We start from the raw sequence: 15627 nt of genomic DNA on the forward strand, positions 1-15627 counted from the left end.
GCTACATGCGTAGATGAAAGGAGTGTTGATTTTGTCACGCGGAGAACATTTTAACCACAAGAACAAGAATCATCCTGGTAATTTTCCACAAGATAGCTTAACGGAAAAAAAGGGAAAAGAAGCAGTTGGGGATGAAGAATTCCTAGTAGTAAGAGAAGCATTTAAAAATAGAGTCGAGAATGAAGAAGAATATCGCGGCGATACTGCCCGATTACTATCCGATCAGACAGAGTAAAAGGCGTGAGTTTTCACGCCTTTTCCGTTGCCCATTAATATTGTTCTTTTTCCACACTGAATTCTTTTATAAACTGAGAAATCTCAATTTCTTTTAACCATTTGGCCGCTTTCTCGATATCCTTTGAGAACACGCGGTCCTGTTTAAGGGAAGCTACTTGCTCGCGTCCCTTTTCAAAGAACCTTTTCGTTTGAGTGGCCATTTTTTCAACACCACGAATCTCAACCGCCTGCATGGCACAAATCAATTCAATCGCTAAAACTCTTCTAACGTTTTGAATGATTTGATACGCATGCCTTGAAGCAATCGTTCCCATACTCACATGGTCCTCTTGGTTAGCTGAGGAAGGAATCGAATCCACACTCGCTGGATGTGCTAGAGTTTTATTTTCTGATACTAGTGCCGCCGCTGCATACTGCATAATCATGGCGCCAGATTGTAAACCAGGCTGCGGGCTTAGGAATGCTGGTAAATCATTTAATTGTGGATTCACTAAGCGCTCAATTCTGCGCTCTGAAATATTAGCCAACTCTGCAACCGCAATTTTCATAAAATCCATCGCAAAAGCAATTGGCTGCCCATGGAAGTTTCCTCCCGAAATGACCTTTTCCCCATCATCAAAAATTAACGGGTTATCGGTTGCGGCATTCATTTCTATTTCTAATTTTTCTTTTACATAATCCAAGACCTGCCATGAAGCACCAAGAACTTGTGGAATACAGCGTAAGGAATAGGCATCCTGCACCCTTAGTTCACCTTGCTGCGTTGTTAATAAACTATCACTTAAATAACCACGAATCCTTCGCGCTGTATCAATTTGCTGTTTATAGCCCCTTGCTACATGAACTTCTTCCGCAAAGGCATCAATAATGCCATTTAATCCTTCTATAGTCATAGAGGCGATCAGTTCACTTTCATACGCCAGCTGCTCTGCTTCTAGATAACCAACCACACCCATGGCTGTCATTGCTTGTGTCCCATTAATAAGTGCTAGACCTTCCTTCGCCTCTAATGTGACCGGAAGGATTCCCACTTGTTGAAGCGCACTCATTGCTTCCATCTGATTTCCTTTATAAAAAACTTCCCCTTCCCCAATTAATACTAAGGCAAGGTGGGATAATGGTGCTAAATCACCACTGGCACCTAAAGAGCCCTGCTGTGGAATAACAGGAATAATCTCCAGGTTAACCAGCTCTAAGAGTTTTTCAATAATAATCGGTCTAACTCCAGAAAAGCCTTTAAGTAGTGCATTGGCACGAAGTAGGACCATTGCTTTAGAAACAATCTCAGGAAATGGTTCTCCCACACCACATGCATGTGAGCGAATTAAATTTAGTTGAAGGTCCTGAACATGATTTTTATCTATTAACACATCGCTGAACTTTCCAAACCCAGTCGTAATCCCATATACTACTCTCGATTCAGAAACAATTCGATCGACAGCTTCTCTGCTCTTTTTAACTGCTTCCATACTCTTCTCTGAAGCTCGAACCTTTTGACCGCGGTATAATACTTCCTTCATTTGTTCTAGCGTTAAACTTTCACCTGTTAATGTAATCATTTTTCTCGCTCCTCTACCACTTTAGTATAATAAAGAAAGAGGCTGGACTCCTTATCACTTTAGATTTGGAGTTCAGCCTCTTTTATAATTGTTATTAAATATGGAATTGTTTTTTGACAATGGCTCATGAAAATCATTCCATTCAAATTTATTATTATAATTATAACTATTGTATGAGAGGAAAACTTAATCTGTCAACTAAATTTTCTGAATTTTAGCACGATAACACTTTAGCATAATAATGAACGAAAGGGCTTTACAGTTCCTTTTAAATACGAAAAGCGCTATTCCTTTTTACAGAATAGCGCCTTAATAAATATGGTATTAATCAAACTTTAATCCTTTTAATGCCTCTGCCAACGCGTTATTTATAGGTTCTTCTTCTTTATGCTGGTTTTTTAAATAATTTTGTACCGTACGTTTATCTACTTTACCACCAGATTCTTTTTTGCGGCGTGCTTCGAAAGCAGATAGTTTCTCACGGTATCCACATTTACATGCGAAGATTTGGCCAGCGCCTTCGCCACGTAGCTCTAGCTTTTTATGGCATTGTGGGCAGCGTGCATTGGTGACGCGTGCGACATTTTTACGATGTCCACATTCACGATCCTGGCACACGAGCATTTTACCTTTTTTACCGTTCACTTCCAGCATTGGTTTTCCACAGTCTGGACAAGATTTTGTGGAGATGTTATCGTGCTTATATTTCTTATCAGTTGCTTTAATTTCAGCAACGATTTCTTTTGTGTAGTTTTTCATTTCGCTGATAAATACTTCTTTTTTCAACTTGCCATGCGCAATTTGGTCTAGCTTTTGTTCCCATTCGGCTGTTAAAGTAGGCGATTTTAGCTCTTCAGGAACTAAATCCAGCAATTGACGACCTTTAGAAGTAATATGAATATCATTACCACGCTTTTCAATTAAAAATGAATTGAATAGCTTGTCAATAATATCTGCACGTGTCGCAACAGTACCTAGTCCACCCTTCGATTTTAAGGTATCTGCAAGTTGTTTATTTTGTGTATCCATATACTTTGTAGGATTTTCCATTGCCGATAGTAATGTCGCCTCAGTAAATCTTGCCGGCGGCTTTGTTTGGCCTGATGTTTGTGCGATTAATTTTACGTTTAATGTATCCCCTTTTTCGATCCGAGGTAATATTTGCTCTTTCAGATCATCTGTATTATCGTCGTCTTCAAGTCGATTATTGTAAACTTCTTTCCAACCAATCGATAAAATGGTTTTTCCTCTAGCAACGAAGTTTTCATCACCAATTTTCGCACGAAGAGTTAATTGCTCGTACTCAAATGCTGGGAATAATACGGCTAAAAAGCGTTTAACCACTAAGTCATAAATTTTACGTTCTTTATCCGTAAATGCTGAAAAATTCACGTATCCTTCAGTTGGAATAATTGCATGGTGATCGGATACCTTGCTATCATCCACAAACGACTTTGAAGGCTTGATTGGCTTTTTTAAGATTTTGGTTGTTAGTGAACGATATTCTCCTATTCCACATGCTTTCAGACGTTCTGGAATCGTTGGAACGATATCTGACGAAATAAAGCGTGAATCTGTACGAGGATACGTTAAAACTTTATGCTGCTCGTACAACTTTTGCATAATATTTAGGGTCTCTTTAGCTGAGTAGCCGAATATTTTATTGGCATCCCGTTGTAATTCTGTTAGGTCATACAGGCCAGGAGAGAATGACTTCTTCGGCTTTTTCTCAATTTCGGTTACTTTGGCATTTTGGTTGCCCAGTTTTTTCACAATCGTATCAATGCTTTCCTTATTAAAGCTACGGCTATTACCTTTTGCATCTTGCCAAGTCAGCTTTAATTGGTCTGTAGTTTGGGCTTCAATGCCGTAATAGGTTTGCGCTTTGAAGTTTTTAATTTCTTCCTCACGTGCTGCAATGATAGCAACAGTAGGGGTTTGAACACGACCACAGTTCAGTTGGGCATTGAACCTGGTAGTTAATGCACGTGTTGCATTCAGACCGATGTACCAGTCTGCTTCTGAACGTGCGACAGCTGATGCATATAAATTGTCATATGCTTTACCAGGCTTTAAGTTGGCAAAGCCGTCTTTAATCGCTTTATCCGTAACAGATGAGATCCAAAGACGTTTAATTGGTTTATTGACTTTTACTTTATCAATAATCCAACGAGCAACTAATTCACCCTCTCTCCCGGCGTCCGTTGCTACGATTATCCCATTGACATCACTTCTAGTCAGTTGACTTTTGACCGCATGAAACTGTTTTCCAGTCTGCTTAATGACTGTCAATTTCAAGCGCTCAGGTAGCATAGGTAGATCTTCTAATTTCCATGATTTATACTTCACATCGTAATTTTCTGGGTCAGCAAGTGTGACTAGATGCCCGAGCGCCCATGTAACGATATATTTATCTCCTTCAAGAAACCCATTTCCTTTTTTATGACAATTAAGCACACGAGCAATATCCCGTGCGACAGAAGGTTTTTCAGCAATTACAACACTTTTAACCAAATTTAAAACATCCTTTCAAGTTTTCGTATGTTAACTATAGCATACGAACCATCTTGATTCAGTAATTCCTAAGTTTCCAATGTATTCCCTGCATTTTTCTTGAATCTCCTTCCCTGAGAATAGTATGATGAATTGACATAATTATGAGAAATGGGGATTCAACATGAGAATTAGAGATTGGGACCCAAATTTAAAGGTTCGCTTATATAGTGAAGCCATGATGAATATTACCTTTTGGATGTTTTTCCCGTTCTTAACCATCTATTTTGCAGATGAGTTCGGTAAAAATAAAGCAGGATTACTCTTAGTTTTTTCGCAGCTTTTTTCAGTCGCAGCTAATTTAATGGGTGGATATTGCGCAGACCGTTTCGGACGAAAAAGAATGATGGTTCTTTCCGCCATTGGTCAAGGGCTTTCCTTCTTAGCTTTTGCTGCGGCTAGCTCTCCCTGGCTCCATTCCCCTTGGATCGGATTTATTTCGTTTGCGGTTGCAGGGGTTTTTGGTTCCTTTTACTGGCCAGCGAGTCAGGCGATGATTGCAGATGTCGTGGAAGAAAAACATAGAAGCAGCGTATTTGCCATTTTTTATACATCTATTAATATTGCAGTTGTGGTCGGGCCTATATTAGGATCCATTTTTTATGTTCACTACCGCTTTCAGCTGTTACTTGTAGCTGGATTTGTTTGTATTTTATTTGGATTGATTCTTGCCAAAATGATCAGAGAAACAGCACCACTCCTACAGAATACTGCTCTATCTAGCGACGGAAAGTGGTATTACTTTTTACTCAATCAACTGAGGGATTATTCCCTCATCATTAAGGATAAAACCTTCCTTTTATTTATCCTCGCGGGAGTCTTGGCTGGGCAGACGTTTATGCAACTGGACCTGCTAATCCCTGTTTATATTAAGGATTTCGTGAAAAATCAAACACTCTTTTCTGTCGGTGATTGGTCGTTTACGATTAAAGCTGAACAGGTATTTGGAATCGTCCTCGCTGAAAATGGCTTGCTCGTTGCCTTACTAACGGTGTTTGTGACAAAGTGGATGAATCAATATTATGAAAGAAATGTATTCGTTCTCTCCTCCATTGTGTACGCCATCTCCATTGTTATTTTCAGTCAAACACATTGGATATGGGGATTAATCTTGGCAATGGCGATTTTCACGTTTGCTGAATTAATGGGGGCAGGACTGCAGCAGAGCTTCGTTTCAAAGCTAGCACCTGAGCATATGAGGGGGCAGTATTTTGCGGCAGCCAGCTTGCGGTTTACGATCAGCCGGACCATTGCTCCGCTTGCTATTCCAATGACCGTGTGGATTGGCTATGACTGGACCTTTTTCGTCCTTTGCATTCTTGCCCTCGCAAGTGCGGTACTGTATTGGATTATGTTTATTCATTTTGAAAAAAAGGCTACCGCTATGGGATCGTAAACACGGTCCCATTTTTTATTTATGTTCAAATAAGTTTCGAAAAATTGTACTAAAATGTTCACATTCACCTCTTTTAATATTATAATTAACTTGTAAACGGTTAAAACAAAAGGACGGTGGAATGTATGGAATTATCACAATTCATGTCTCCAACCTCAGTATCAGGAATTATTACATTTCTAGTGCTATTTTCAGCAGGTGTTTATTTTAATATAAAAGTATACGGTAGCAAGCTGCAGTAGAGATTAAATGTCTCTACTGTTTTTTTGTTGTAAATAGATTCCAGTTACATTTTGTTATCGGTTTCTTTTTCCAAAGAAAAACGATACAATATAGGAAGATTCTGAAAAAGGAGACATACATATGAGTGATTTTCAAAAAAACCTTGAGAAATATGCTGAGCTTGCTGTTAAAGTCGGTGTAAATATTCAACCAAGCCAAACCTTGGTCGTCAATGCCACTCTTGATGCGGCAGAATTTATTCGGTTAGTTGTGAAAAAAGCCTACGAATCAGGGGCTCACAATGTCATTGTGAACTGGAACGATGATACGGTTACAAGAACAAAATACGATTTAGCTCCGGATGAGGCTTTTCTTGAGTACCCTGTTTGGCGTGCAAAGGAAATGGATGAACTTGCAGAAAAAGGTGCTGCATTTATGTCAGTTGTTTCCCAAAGCCCAGACTTGCTAAGTGGCGTCAATCCAGAACGTATTTCCAACTTCAACAAAGCGGCTGGAAAAGCTTTGGCAAATTATCGTAAAGCTGCACAATCAGATAAGGTGAGTTGGACTGTTATTGCCGCTCCATCCCCAGCTTGGGCAGCTATGGTTTTCCCTGATGAGCCAGCTGAAAACCAAGTAAGCAAGCTTTGGGATGCGATTTTCAAAGCAACACGCGTGGATGTTGAAAATCCAGTGGAAGCATGGAAAAAGCATGACGAAACGCTTCATGAAAAGGTAAAATACCTAAATGAAAAACGCTACCAAAAGCTACACTATACAGCTCCAGGTACAGATTTAACGATTGAACTTCCTGAGAAACATATTTGGGTTGGTGCCGGAAGCATCAATGAAAAGGGCTTCGAGTTCATGGCCAACATGCCGACTGAAGAAGTTTTCACTGTTCCATTAAGAACGGGAGTCAATGGTACGGTTGCAAGCACTAAGCCGTTAAGCTATGCAGGAAACATCATTGACCGTTTCTCGATTACATTTGAAAACGGACGAATTGTTGGATACCAAGCAGAACAAGGCGAGGAGATTTTGAAGCGTCTTGTAGAAACGGACGAAGGTTCTCATTATCTTGGTGAGGTAGCGCTGGTTCCTTATAATTCACCAATCTCCCAATCAAACGTTCTTTTCTTTAATACCTTGTTTGATGAGAATGCTTCAAACCATTTAGCGATCGGAAGTGCCTATGCATTTTGTATCGAGGGTGGTAAGAAAATGTCATCTGAGGAATTAGCTGAGAATGGTCTGAATGAAAGTCTTACTCACGTAGACTTCATGATTGGATCTCCTGAAATGGATATCGATGGGATCACAGCCGATGGAAAGACTGAGCCAATCTTCAGATCAGGAAATTGGGCTTTCTAATATAGCACAGAGAGAGGATGACCATATTGGTCATCCTCCTTTTTATAGAGAATACACAACCGCTCCGTCCTTTTCTTTAGCTATTTTTTCACGCATTTTCTTAAGTTGCTGAACCGAGTCTTCATTTAATACCTTTCCTAATAAATCTAGTAGTCCTAGTGAGCTTAGTAGACTCTTTTCCCAGCTTTGAAGTTCTTTCGTTAGTGTTGAGTCATTCTGACAGATAGAATTTAAAGGTAACTTTTTCGAAATGGCTTCATCAATTAGGTCCAATGCCAATTCCTTTGTGATCACTCCCTTGGCATTCTCCAACTGAACACAAGCAGTTTGTACTATTTGATCAACCTTTTCCGTTGTCCCCGTTACAATTGGCTCAACAGGTTTTAACACCGGTTCAAGTGGCTTTGTCACAGGTTCCAACGGTTTTAACACCGGCTCCAATGGTTTTAGCACAGGTTCGATTGGTTTCAAAACAGGTTCAAGCGGTTTCAACACCGGCTTCAGTGGCTCTAATACTGGCTCCAGTGGCTCCAACACCGGCTCGAGTGGCTTTGTCACTACACCAACCACATCCGGAAGCGGATCGATGACAACTCCGATGCCACCAGAAGACTCCTCTCCCTTTCCACCATCCTCACACGTTAGCGGCAAATGTCCATTTGATATTTTTTCAATCTCTTTATCTATCTGATTGATAGGTAACCTACTTAAATCTTGTAAAAGTTTACTCTGATCTGGATGAGGAGCCCCCTGCTTACCAGCCACTGTGTCGAGGACTAATTGGTTAATTATGCTGTTTTCAGATTCCATATAATGCGCATTCATGACCACATTTTCCATCCCCAGCTCCGGAATCGTCTCTGATGCGTTGACACAAGCACCCTTAAAGGAAATGGCCGTTGTATCCACTGTCATATCTTTTACAGTGACGGGCCCTTTTGCTTTTAAGGTAATCGTAACTGGGCCATTAGAAGATTCTAGTTGCTTTGTTAATCTCATTCCATAGATGACTGCAGATTTATAGTGGAATCGCAGCATGGGCTTTTGATCACTCTTAGACGTTTCCCGCTTCACAATGGACGCCGTCATACCTGACCCAACAACACGGTCCGCTTCAATAACAAAGCCTTCATTTGCTGTACTTTCGACCTTTGCAGCTGAGCCGAAAGGAAAGAATGATAAAAACAATAGCTGGATACAAATGTTTATAAAGAAGTACTTGCTTTTCCACCACATAGTTTGCTCCCCTTTAGACAGTATGAACCGTCTCATCAACTCTGTTTGGAGGTGCTGCCTTCACTTGAACGGGAGCAAGACGCCATGCCATTAATAACGCCCCTCCGATAATTCCAAAAAGGGTTCCAAACAGGAAGCCTCCCAATGCCCCAATCACCGAGAGAATGGATAGAAAAATAGTAAAGATTCCTAGTATTTTAGATGCATTCGGAAAAAATAGGGCAACGATACCTAACAAAGTAATGACTCCGCCAAACAATAAACCGATGATGGCTATGGAGCCAGGAAGAAATGTACTGAGATAAAGGTTTAGTGGGACCCACGAGATCATCAGGCCACTAAGGATGGTAATCACTGCTCCCCCTAGAGGCCGCTTTTTTCGCCACTTTTTAAATGCCATCAAAGTCCCTCCTCTTTATTTCTTATTAATCTTTTCAACTGTTAATCTCATTCCGTTCATATTTATCGTCTTTTGAAATAAGTAATGAGTTTTTAATTTTGCGTGCTCTAGGGTAATTTTAGAAGAGGTTTGCTGGAATTGTTTTTGCCAGTCATCGCTATGCTTTTCCTGGAGTACTAAGTTCTGAAATTTGGCGTTGGCTTCAATAAGTCCGGCATCATGCTGCAAACCAGTAATCTGTACCGGCTTGGAGGCAGTAATTTTAACTCGAATCCATTCTCCACCAACTTGGAAGTCCTTGTATAGCTGTAGATTGTCGATCGTTAAGGTTTCGATTAAATTAGTCCCTTGTGGGGCTGAATCAGAAGAGCTTGTTTCTCCCATTTTCGGGTAGAAGACATAGCCATTTCCTTCTAATTTATCAAACTCTACATAAAAGTCGCCTACACCGGCAATAGGTACCGCATAGGCTACCCCAGATATTCCGAATGACACTAAAAGTAGGGCTAGAGCTATGATTCCTGTTCCTAACGCTGTCCAAAAAACCTTTTTACTTGTGGTACCCTCAACAAGCTGAATCGTGCTTTCCATAAAACCCCTCCTATTTTCCCAATTTTCAATAAACAACCTTTCCTTTACAATACAACCTAAGGTATCCTCCTACAATCACGGAAAATATCGTAAAAAAAAGAGCCCCCCGACAAATGACGGGTACAGTTTTTTCACTACGGACATATTGGAAATTTTTTCTTCGTACTATTTAGAAAAAGTAGAAGCATTCGTTACGGAGGTGGATGACAATGAAGCATAAAATCGAACAGCTTGTACAAAAGGGACTGACCCTCTTACTTGAACTAAAGGAGCCATTCTTGATGGAATGGAGGAAACTACAACCTACATTAAAGATTCAAAATGATCATTTAGTAGATGAAATAGATACAATGATTCAAATAGCATTAAAGAAGATTTCAGCCGGAAAAGCTTCAAATCCAGACACCTTCATCCATTCGATCCTCACAGAATGGCAAAATCGATTTTCTACCGAATACAATGAATCCGATTCTATTTCTCTTGTCTCAACGATTGAAAATATATTCCATAAGCTTCTATCAGAAAAATCGGAAGCTACTTTTCTTGACTACCAGGCCATACAATCGTTTTTTTCACGAATGATGGATCAGGCATTGTTAACACAAAGCTGGGAAGAACAAAATAAAAAGTGGATTAAAAATATGATCGTCACAGATATCATTCCCATGAAGTGGGCGGCTGTGGTTAAAAAGGAACTGGAGAACTATCAAATTGAAAGTATTGTCTGTTCAGACGATTATGCAGTAGACACCCATTTAATCGACATGTGCTCCAACTTAAAAGCCAGTCAAATCGGCCATCTTTCCTCAGCGATAAATAAACTAATCGGCACAGGCGAGGAGGAATCGGACATTGTTCAGATACCTTGTCTGAATGATGTGTTACTTGTTTGTGTACGGGATCCTGGAACGACGATAACAGAACATCAATGTGATTTTATTAGAGGCATGTATCTTCGACAGTTAAAGCTCCAACAGCTTGAGAGCAGGATGGAATGGAAGGATGGTTCCCTTCTCTTCTTACAGCATTTGTTACGTGCACGGAGCGTGGATGATGCCGTAAAGGCGATTACAAAGGGGTTAGTCGACTATATGCCGTTTAGCCGCTGTGGTTTGTTTTTGTATAATCATTACGAAGATAAAGGGATTGGCGTTTCGGGCTATAATGTCAACATTCCTTCTGTCCAGCAAATCCAAGAAGAAATATTAGGGCTCTCCTTAATAGAAAAATATTTAAACTCGTTAACCCATTCGCAGCCGCTTTACTTTTCTAATGCCTTAGATGTGTTACCCAAAAAATATGTAAATGAATTTCAACTTCGCTCATTAGTGGTGTTACCCATCTTCGTTCCTACAAAAAGCAAACTGCTTGGTATTGCTCTATTAGACCAAGGTGAAAATTCGCATTTTGATATCAGCATGCAAACCTTATCGACGCTCATTAAATTTGGGCATTATGCCGGGGAATTGTTATATTCTATATGGGATGAAGCCCTTCACCAGTTTGGCGGGACGCACTCTGTCTTAACCATGCGTGAAAAAGAGGTATTACAACTGATCGCCGGGGGGGCATCTATCAATGAAGCGGCTGAAAAACTTCACCTGAGCAGCTATACTGTACGAGATTATATATCCGTTATCATTCAGAAATTGGCAGCTAAAAATCGGACGGATGCCGCTGTAAAGGCCATAAAAATGAAACTCATATCATAAAAAGGAGCAACTGCTAGCAGCTGCTCCTTTTACGCATTAACGCGCCGGGGGACTGTCCCCAAATTTAGCGGTTATCGATTTTTTCTGGGTATAAATCATGGTTCATCATACGATGATCAGCCATTTGCTCGTATTTTGTCCCTGGTCTGCCATAGTTGCAATAAGGGTCAATGGAGATTCCGCCTCTTGGCGTGAATTTGCCCCATACTTCAATATAGCGAGGATCCATTAACTTAATTAAATCATTCATGATTATATTCATGCAGTCTTCATGGAAATCTCCATGATTACGGAAGCTGAAAAGATAAAGCTTAAGCGATTTGCTTTCCACCATTTTTTGATCCGGAATATAGCTGATATAAATTGTAGCAAAGTCGGGTTGTCCTGTTTTTGGACAAAGACTTGTAAACTCAGGAAAATTGAATTTTACGAAGTAATCACGGTTCGGGTGTTTATTATCAAACGCCTCTAGAACCTCTGGCGTGTATTCAAATAAATACTTTGTTCCTTGATTTCCTAGTAATGTTACACCTTCTAATTCAGCCTCTGTTCTTCCTTCTGCCATTGTTAGTCCTCCTTATATAACCCGGTTATTACTATAACTATAAGAAAGAAATAAAAAACCATATCCTAAGGATATGGTTGAATTCTCCATTTCCATAGTTTTTTATAGAGGGTGTCTGCTATGAACCTCTCCCCAGTATTCGGGTATCCATGTAATTAATTTCATAGTAACTATAGATAATTTTGCGTTCACTGTCAATCAGCATTTTATTGGAAACCTTGAGAAGGATAGAGTATAAAGGTACAATAATACTAAGTATAATAAAGGGGGAAGTATGTCATGTGGAACGAATTTAAACAATTTGCCATGAAGGGCAATGTGATTGATCTAGCAGTCGGGGTTATTATTGGGGGAGCGTTTGGAAAAATAGTCTCGTCTCTGGTCACAGATATCATTATGCCATTAATTGGATTATTGATTGGAAAAACAGACTCGTTTTCTAAACTTGCTTATCATGATTTAAAATACGGACTATTTATCCAAACTGTTGTTGATTTCCTTATCATTTCATTCTCCATTTTCCTTTTTGTCAAATTCATTAATCGCTTTAAAAAGAAAGAGGAACCCGCTGCGGTTGTGGCAAAAATTGACCGCCAAGAAGAACTTTTAGCTGAAATTCGCGACTTATTAAAAGAAGATCGAGATATTTTAAGAAAAAATGAAACATCTTGACCTCTTGTACGTATATTCTAGTAACAAATAAATTTAGAGGTGAAAAACTTGTATACTCAAACATCTACTGAGTTTATGCCATCCGTATTACGGACATTTGCTCTATCGCTTGCTATTGCTTTCTTAGGCACAATGGCTGGTGCGTTTGTAGTACCACCGGGACTCTTTATCCCATTAATGATTTTAGAATTTGTGATGCTTATGTCTGCATTCTTTTTTAGAAGAAAAAAAGCTATCTCGTACTCATTCCTTTATGTCTTTACCTTTATTTCAGGGATCACGCTTTATCCGATCGTCGCTCATTACCTAGCGACATCAGGAGCAAACGTAGTAGTTATGGCCTTTGCAAGTACTACCGTTGTCTTTACCGGTATTTCTATTTATGCGGCAAAATCAAAACGTAATTTCTCATTTTTAGGTGGATTTTTGCTGGCTGCCCTGCTTGCTTTAGTAGCCATCTCCATCTTTAATATTTTCTTCCCGTTAAGTTCAACAGGAATGCTTGCCTACTCCTTTATTGGTGTAGTCGTATTTAGCGGATATGTACTTTTTGATATCAGCCGAATGAAGCATTACGGTGTAAGAGCAGAAGAAGTTCCATTGATGGCCTTAAACTTATACCTTGATTTTATTAACCTATTCATTAGCATTCTTCGTATCTTGGGTATTCTCTCAAGTAAAGATTAATAGTAAAAGGAGCTTGGGATCACATTCCAAGCTCCTTTTTTGCAACTAATTATTGATTAAAGTTAATCCCCGGTTAATCATTTGTTTCACTGATAAGTCCCAAGCAGCATTTTGTAGTTTATCCATGACAACGTTTACATTTTGATGACTGGCATCATTCAGTTTATAAAGTTCGAGAATCTCTAAGCGCAGTAACCACTCTTTTGGATATCGATCATCTAAGATGGCTAAAACTTCTCCTACATGGGCCGCACTTTGTTCATCCCAAATCGAACCTTCACGTATATGGCGAATCTCTTCATATAAATTTTCCAGTTCATTCCATTCTGGCTTATCAACAACTTCATCTGTTTCTTCTGCCTCTGTCCATTCAAAATAAGCATTTGGATCGGCAGCACCAGCAAAGACCGAATCAATGCTTGCACCCACGGCCATATCGAATGTCCCCCATGCTGGTTCAAACAGAACCTGGTCCTTATAGGTTACTTGGCAGTCTTTAAAGGAAATAATAACAGGTTTGGAATCTCTAAGAAGTATATCTTTCACAAAGCCAGCAACCAACACTCCGCTCTCAAATGTTAATTGAACTTTCTTATCAATCTCAATCCCCAAATCCTTCAATTGTGCCATCGAGCATTGTTCTAAGACTACATTTCCCTCTAACCGTCCAATTGGTGTGCCAAAACCTTTCCGGTGTGTTTCCTTCCCATGCCCATCCAATTGTTGATTATTGCATGCTAATGCTGTTGGACCCTTCGTCTTGAGATATATGGCTTCCTTTTTTTCATTTATTAAGACATCAGCTAGTGTTCCTGTAACTTGCAGCCCCGAGGAAAAACAAACGGTTGCCGTATTATCTGTCTGCAGCGCTTGAACGAGACTCTCCGTTCCACCTTTTCTAAAGGCCATTGTCGAGGCAAAGTCATCGATAGCAGCGACTAAGTCATCAAAACTTTTACAAACAAATAACTGTGGCTGTGGTTTCGTCACATCATATGGTGTTTTGATACATTCCTCAACCGAAAAAGGGATTTTTCGGACGTCATCCTTCAAACAGCTTTGGCTCTCGCCTACCGATGATAGTAAGCCAGCCCCATATATTTTGGGGTTATCAAGCTCACCTATTAAACCATACTCGACCGTCCACCAAAACAGCCGTGAAACCTTATCTGCTTCTGTTAAACCTTGCAATTTACTGCGGGCCTCTGTTACCTTCAGTTCAGCCTCTTTTACTTGCTCTGGAGTCGAATTGGGGTCTTCTGCCACAATCGTTAAATGACGAACAGCCATAAATACCTGTGCCTTTTCTTTACTCGAAAGAGCCTTTGCACCCATTTCCCCGATTTTCCTTACAAATTCTCGGTAGGCTTCATCTAAAAGGATAGGCGCATGCCCTGCGGCTTCATGAAGCATATCCGGTGCCGGCGTATAAGCAATATTTTGTACGTTTCGAATCTCTGTTGCAATCGGTAAGAGGCGGTTAGCTAAAAAGCCATAAAAAGCAGAGCCTGGAATAAGTCCATCGATGGTCACCGCCCCCCAGCCAACCTTCGAAAGACTCGTATTCATATCTTCGACTTTTGGAATGGATTCCGTCTTGATCCCTGAATCTCTTAATCCATTCACATAAGCAGGATGGGCAATTTCCTTTAAAAAATAATGATTTTGCTTCATAACAAAACGCCAAACTGCATGCTCAATTGGCGTATAACGGTGGTAATGTTGCTTTGAAATATACGGCAGTAAATTGGCAGGAATATTTTTTGTTCCATTTCCAGTCATTTTAAACTTCCCCTTTTCAAAGAATAGTTACATATGGAGCTTTTAAGCGAGTGATAGCATTTTTGGTCGGAGCCGTTCCTTCGCCCTTTTCATTCTTGTTTTAACAGTAGACATAGGAAGATTGCTTTTTTTCGCAATTTCTACTAGAGACAGATCTTGATAGTAATAAAGATAAATAGGATATCGATAAATTTCGGGTAATAAGTTTATCTTTTCCGCCATTTGCTGAGCAGAAAAATTATGTAGGACTTCCTCTTCTGGAATGTAGGGAGATTCTACTGAGACAGAATACGAATACACCTCTTCCTTCCAAAAATGCTTTGATTTATTTTCTTTTCTCCAATAATCTCGGCATTTATTGATGGCAATCGTATATAACCAGCTTTTGTATTTACCTTGCTCCTTAATTGAAGGATATGCTAAATAAGCAGAGAGTAATACCTCCTGATATAGATCCTCCGCAAGTTCCTTATGTTTGACTAACGAATAAATATATTTATAGATGGTTTTCCCATATTCATTGACTAATTCCTCAAACGATTTCACTAATTGCTGTTTCATTTCTACCATTCCCTCCACACAAAAAAACTTTCTATCTTAATAGACGGAATGGGCAGACCGAACCCCTACACTTCTTTTTG

General features: G+C 39.8%; 14 protein-coding genes and 1 riboswitch. Of the genes, 6 read left to right on the top strand and 8 right to left on the bottom strand.

Annotated elements, in window-relative coordinates:
- Positions 1 to 22 precede the first annotated feature (22 nt).
- On the top strand, positions 23 to 235 hold the full coding sequence (locus QFZ87_RS22770) for a hypothetical protein (protein ID WP_309866613.1): 213 nt from the start codon (positions 23 to 25) through the stop codon (positions 233 to 235).
- Positions 236 to 269: 34 nt separating this feature from the next.
- On the opposite strand, the gene hutH is transcribed toward QFZ87_RS22770, so the two are convergent.
- Both hutH and QFZ87_RS22780 read right to left on the bottom strand, forming a co-directional pair.
- Complete coding sequence (gene hutH / locus QFZ87_RS22775; protein ID WP_309866615.1) at positions 270 to 1796, bottom strand: histidine ammonia-lyase; 1527 nt, start codon at positions 1794 to 1796, stop codon at positions 270 to 272.
- A 324-nt stretch (positions 1797 to 2120) separates the two neighbouring features.
- Complete coding sequence (locus QFZ87_RS22780; RefSeq protein ID WP_309866618.1) at positions 2121 to 4310, bottom strand: DNA topoisomerase III; 2190 nt, start codon at positions 4308 to 4310, stop codon at positions 2121 to 2123.
- 163 nt (positions 4311 to 4473) lie between these two features.
- On the opposite strand from QFZ87_RS22780, the gene QFZ87_RS22785 reads away from it, so the two are divergent.
- Both QFZ87_RS22785 and QFZ87_RS22790 read left to right on the top strand, forming a co-directional pair.
- The gene (locus tag QFZ87_RS22785; RefSeq protein WP_309866621.1) at positions 4474 to 5745 is read left to right on the top strand and encodes an MDR family MFS transporter; all 1272 of its coding nucleotides are present in this window, start codon (positions 4474 to 4476) and stop codon (positions 5743 to 5745) included.
- A 363-nt stretch (positions 5746 to 6108) separates the two neighbouring features.
- Entirely contained in the window at positions 6109 to 7341 is a 1233-nt protein-coding gene (locus QFZ87_RS22790; protein ID WP_309866623.1) for an aminopeptidase, read from the top strand.
- Between the two features lie 42 nt (positions 7342 to 7383).
- Here the strand turns inward: QFZ87_RS22790 and QFZ87_RS22795 are convergent, their stop codons facing one another.
- The 3 genes from QFZ87_RS22795 to QFZ87_RS22805 are packed head-to-tail and all read right to left on the bottom strand — an operon-like array spanning position 7384 to position 9568.
- Positions 7384 to 8577, bottom strand: a complete 1194-nt coding sequence (locus QFZ87_RS22795; protein ID WP_309866625.1) for a hypothetical protein — start codon at positions 8575 to 8577, stop codon at positions 7384 to 7386.
- 13 nt (positions 8578 to 8590) lie between these two features.
- Positions 8591 to 8977, bottom strand: a complete 387-nt coding sequence (locus QFZ87_RS22800; RefSeq protein ID WP_309866627.1) for a DUF6114 domain-containing protein — start codon at positions 8975 to 8977, stop codon at positions 8591 to 8593.
- A 15-nt stretch (positions 8978 to 8992) separates the two neighbouring features.
- Positions 8993 to 9568: a DUF6230 family protein gene (locus QFZ87_RS22805; RefSeq protein ID WP_309866629.1), complete on the bottom strand. Its 576-nt coding sequence runs from the start codon at positions 9566 to 9568 to the stop codon at positions 8993 to 8995.
- Positions 9569 to 9777: 209 nt separating this feature from the next.
- On the opposite strand from QFZ87_RS22805, the gene QFZ87_RS22810 reads away from it, so the two are divergent.
- Entirely contained in the window at positions 9778 to 11280 is a 1503-nt protein-coding gene (locus tag QFZ87_RS22810; RefSeq protein ID WP_309866631.1) for a LuxR C-terminal-related transcriptional regulator, read from the top strand.
- 64 nt (positions 11281 to 11344) lie between these two features.
- Here the strand turns inward: QFZ87_RS22810 and queF are convergent, their stop codons facing one another.
- Complete coding sequence (queF, locus tag QFZ87_RS22815; RefSeq protein WP_309866633.1) at positions 11345 to 11845, bottom strand: preQ(1) synthase; 501 nt, start codon at positions 11843 to 11845, stop codon at positions 11345 to 11347.
- Between the two features lie 88 nt (positions 11846 to 11933).
- A riboswitch (PreQ1 riboswitch) is annotated at positions 11934 to 11980 on the bottom strand.
- 144 nt (positions 11981 to 12124) lie between these two features.
- Between queF and mscL the strand changes: the two genes are divergently transcribed.
- Positions 12125 to 12517, top strand: coding sequence for a large conductance mechanosensitive channel protein MscL (gene mscL, locus QFZ87_RS22820; protein ID WP_309866636.1), 393 nt, complete (start codon positions 12125 to 12127; stop codon positions 12515 to 12517).
- A 48-nt stretch (positions 12518 to 12565) separates the two neighbouring features.
- Positions 12566 to 13204, top strand: a complete 639-nt coding sequence (locus tag QFZ87_RS22825; protein ID WP_309866638.1) for a Bax inhibitor-1/YccA family protein — start codon at positions 12566 to 12568, stop codon at positions 13202 to 13204.
- Positions 13205 to 13249: 45 nt separating this feature from the next.
- On the opposite strand, the gene QFZ87_RS22830 is transcribed toward QFZ87_RS22825, so the two are convergent.
- Both QFZ87_RS22830 and QFZ87_RS22835 read right to left on the bottom strand, forming a co-directional pair.
- The gene (locus tag QFZ87_RS22830; RefSeq protein WP_309866641.1) at positions 13250 to 14986 is read right to left on the bottom strand and encodes an aromatic amino acid hydroxylase; all 1737 of its coding nucleotides are present in this window, start codon (positions 14984 to 14986) and stop codon (positions 13250 to 13252) included.
- 42 nt (positions 14987 to 15028) lie between these two features.
- Complete coding sequence (locus QFZ87_RS22835; protein WP_309866643.1) at positions 15029 to 15547, bottom strand: RNA polymerase sigma factor; 519 nt, start codon at positions 15545 to 15547, stop codon at positions 15029 to 15031.
- Positions 15548 to 15627: the final 80 nt, after the last annotated feature.

Source organism: Bacillus sp. SLBN-46 (assembly GCF_031453555.1).
Classification (GTDB): domain Bacteria; phylum Bacillota; class Bacilli; order Bacillales; family Cytobacillaceae; genus Neobacillus.

What these genes read in the sequence shown, in the direction of transcription:
- QFZ87_RS22830 (WP_309866641.1), bottom strand. Translation starts at nt 14,986, where the DNA reads ATGACTGGAAATGGAACAAAAAATATTCCTGCCAATTTACTGCCGTAT.
- QFZ87_RS22810 (WP_309866631.1), top strand. Translation starts at nt 9,778, where the DNA reads ATGAAGCATAAAATCGAACAGCTTGTACAAAAGGGACTGACCCTCTTA.
- QFZ87_RS22795 (WP_309866625.1), bottom strand. Translation starts at nt 8,577, where the DNA reads ATGTGGTGGAAAAGCAAGTACTTCTTTATAAACATTTGTATCCAGCTA.
- QFZ87_RS22800 (WP_309866627.1), bottom strand. Translation starts at nt 8,977, where the DNA reads ATGGCATTTAAAAAGTGGCGAAAAAAGCGGCCTCTAGGGGGAGCAGTG.
- mscL (WP_309866636.1), top strand. Translation starts at nt 12,125, where the DNA reads ATGTGGAACGAATTTAAACAATTTGCCATGAAGGGCAATGTGATTGAT.
- queF (WP_309866633.1), bottom strand. Translation starts at nt 11,845, where the DNA reads ATGGCAGAAGGAAGAACAGAGGCTGAATTAGAAGGTGTAACATTACTA.
- QFZ87_RS22835 (WP_309866643.1), bottom strand. Translation starts at nt 15,547, where the DNA reads ATGAAACAGCAATTAGTGAAATCGTTTGAGGAATTAGTCAATGAATAT.
- QFZ87_RS22785 (WP_309866621.1), top strand. Translation starts at nt 4,474, where the DNA reads ATGAGAATTAGAGATTGGGACCCAAATTTAAAGGTTCGCTTATATAGT.
- hutH (WP_309866615.1), bottom strand. Translation starts at nt 1,796, where the DNA reads ATGATTACATTAACAGGTGAAAGTTTAACGCTAGAACAAATGAAGGAA.
- QFZ87_RS22790 (WP_309866623.1), top strand. Translation starts at nt 6,109, where the DNA reads ATGAGTGATTTTCAAAAAAACCTTGAGAAATATGCTGAGCTTGCTGTT.
- QFZ87_RS22805 (WP_309866629.1), bottom strand. Translation starts at nt 9,568, where the DNA reads ATGGAAAGCACGATTCAGCTTGTTGAGGGTACCACAAGTAAAAAGGTT.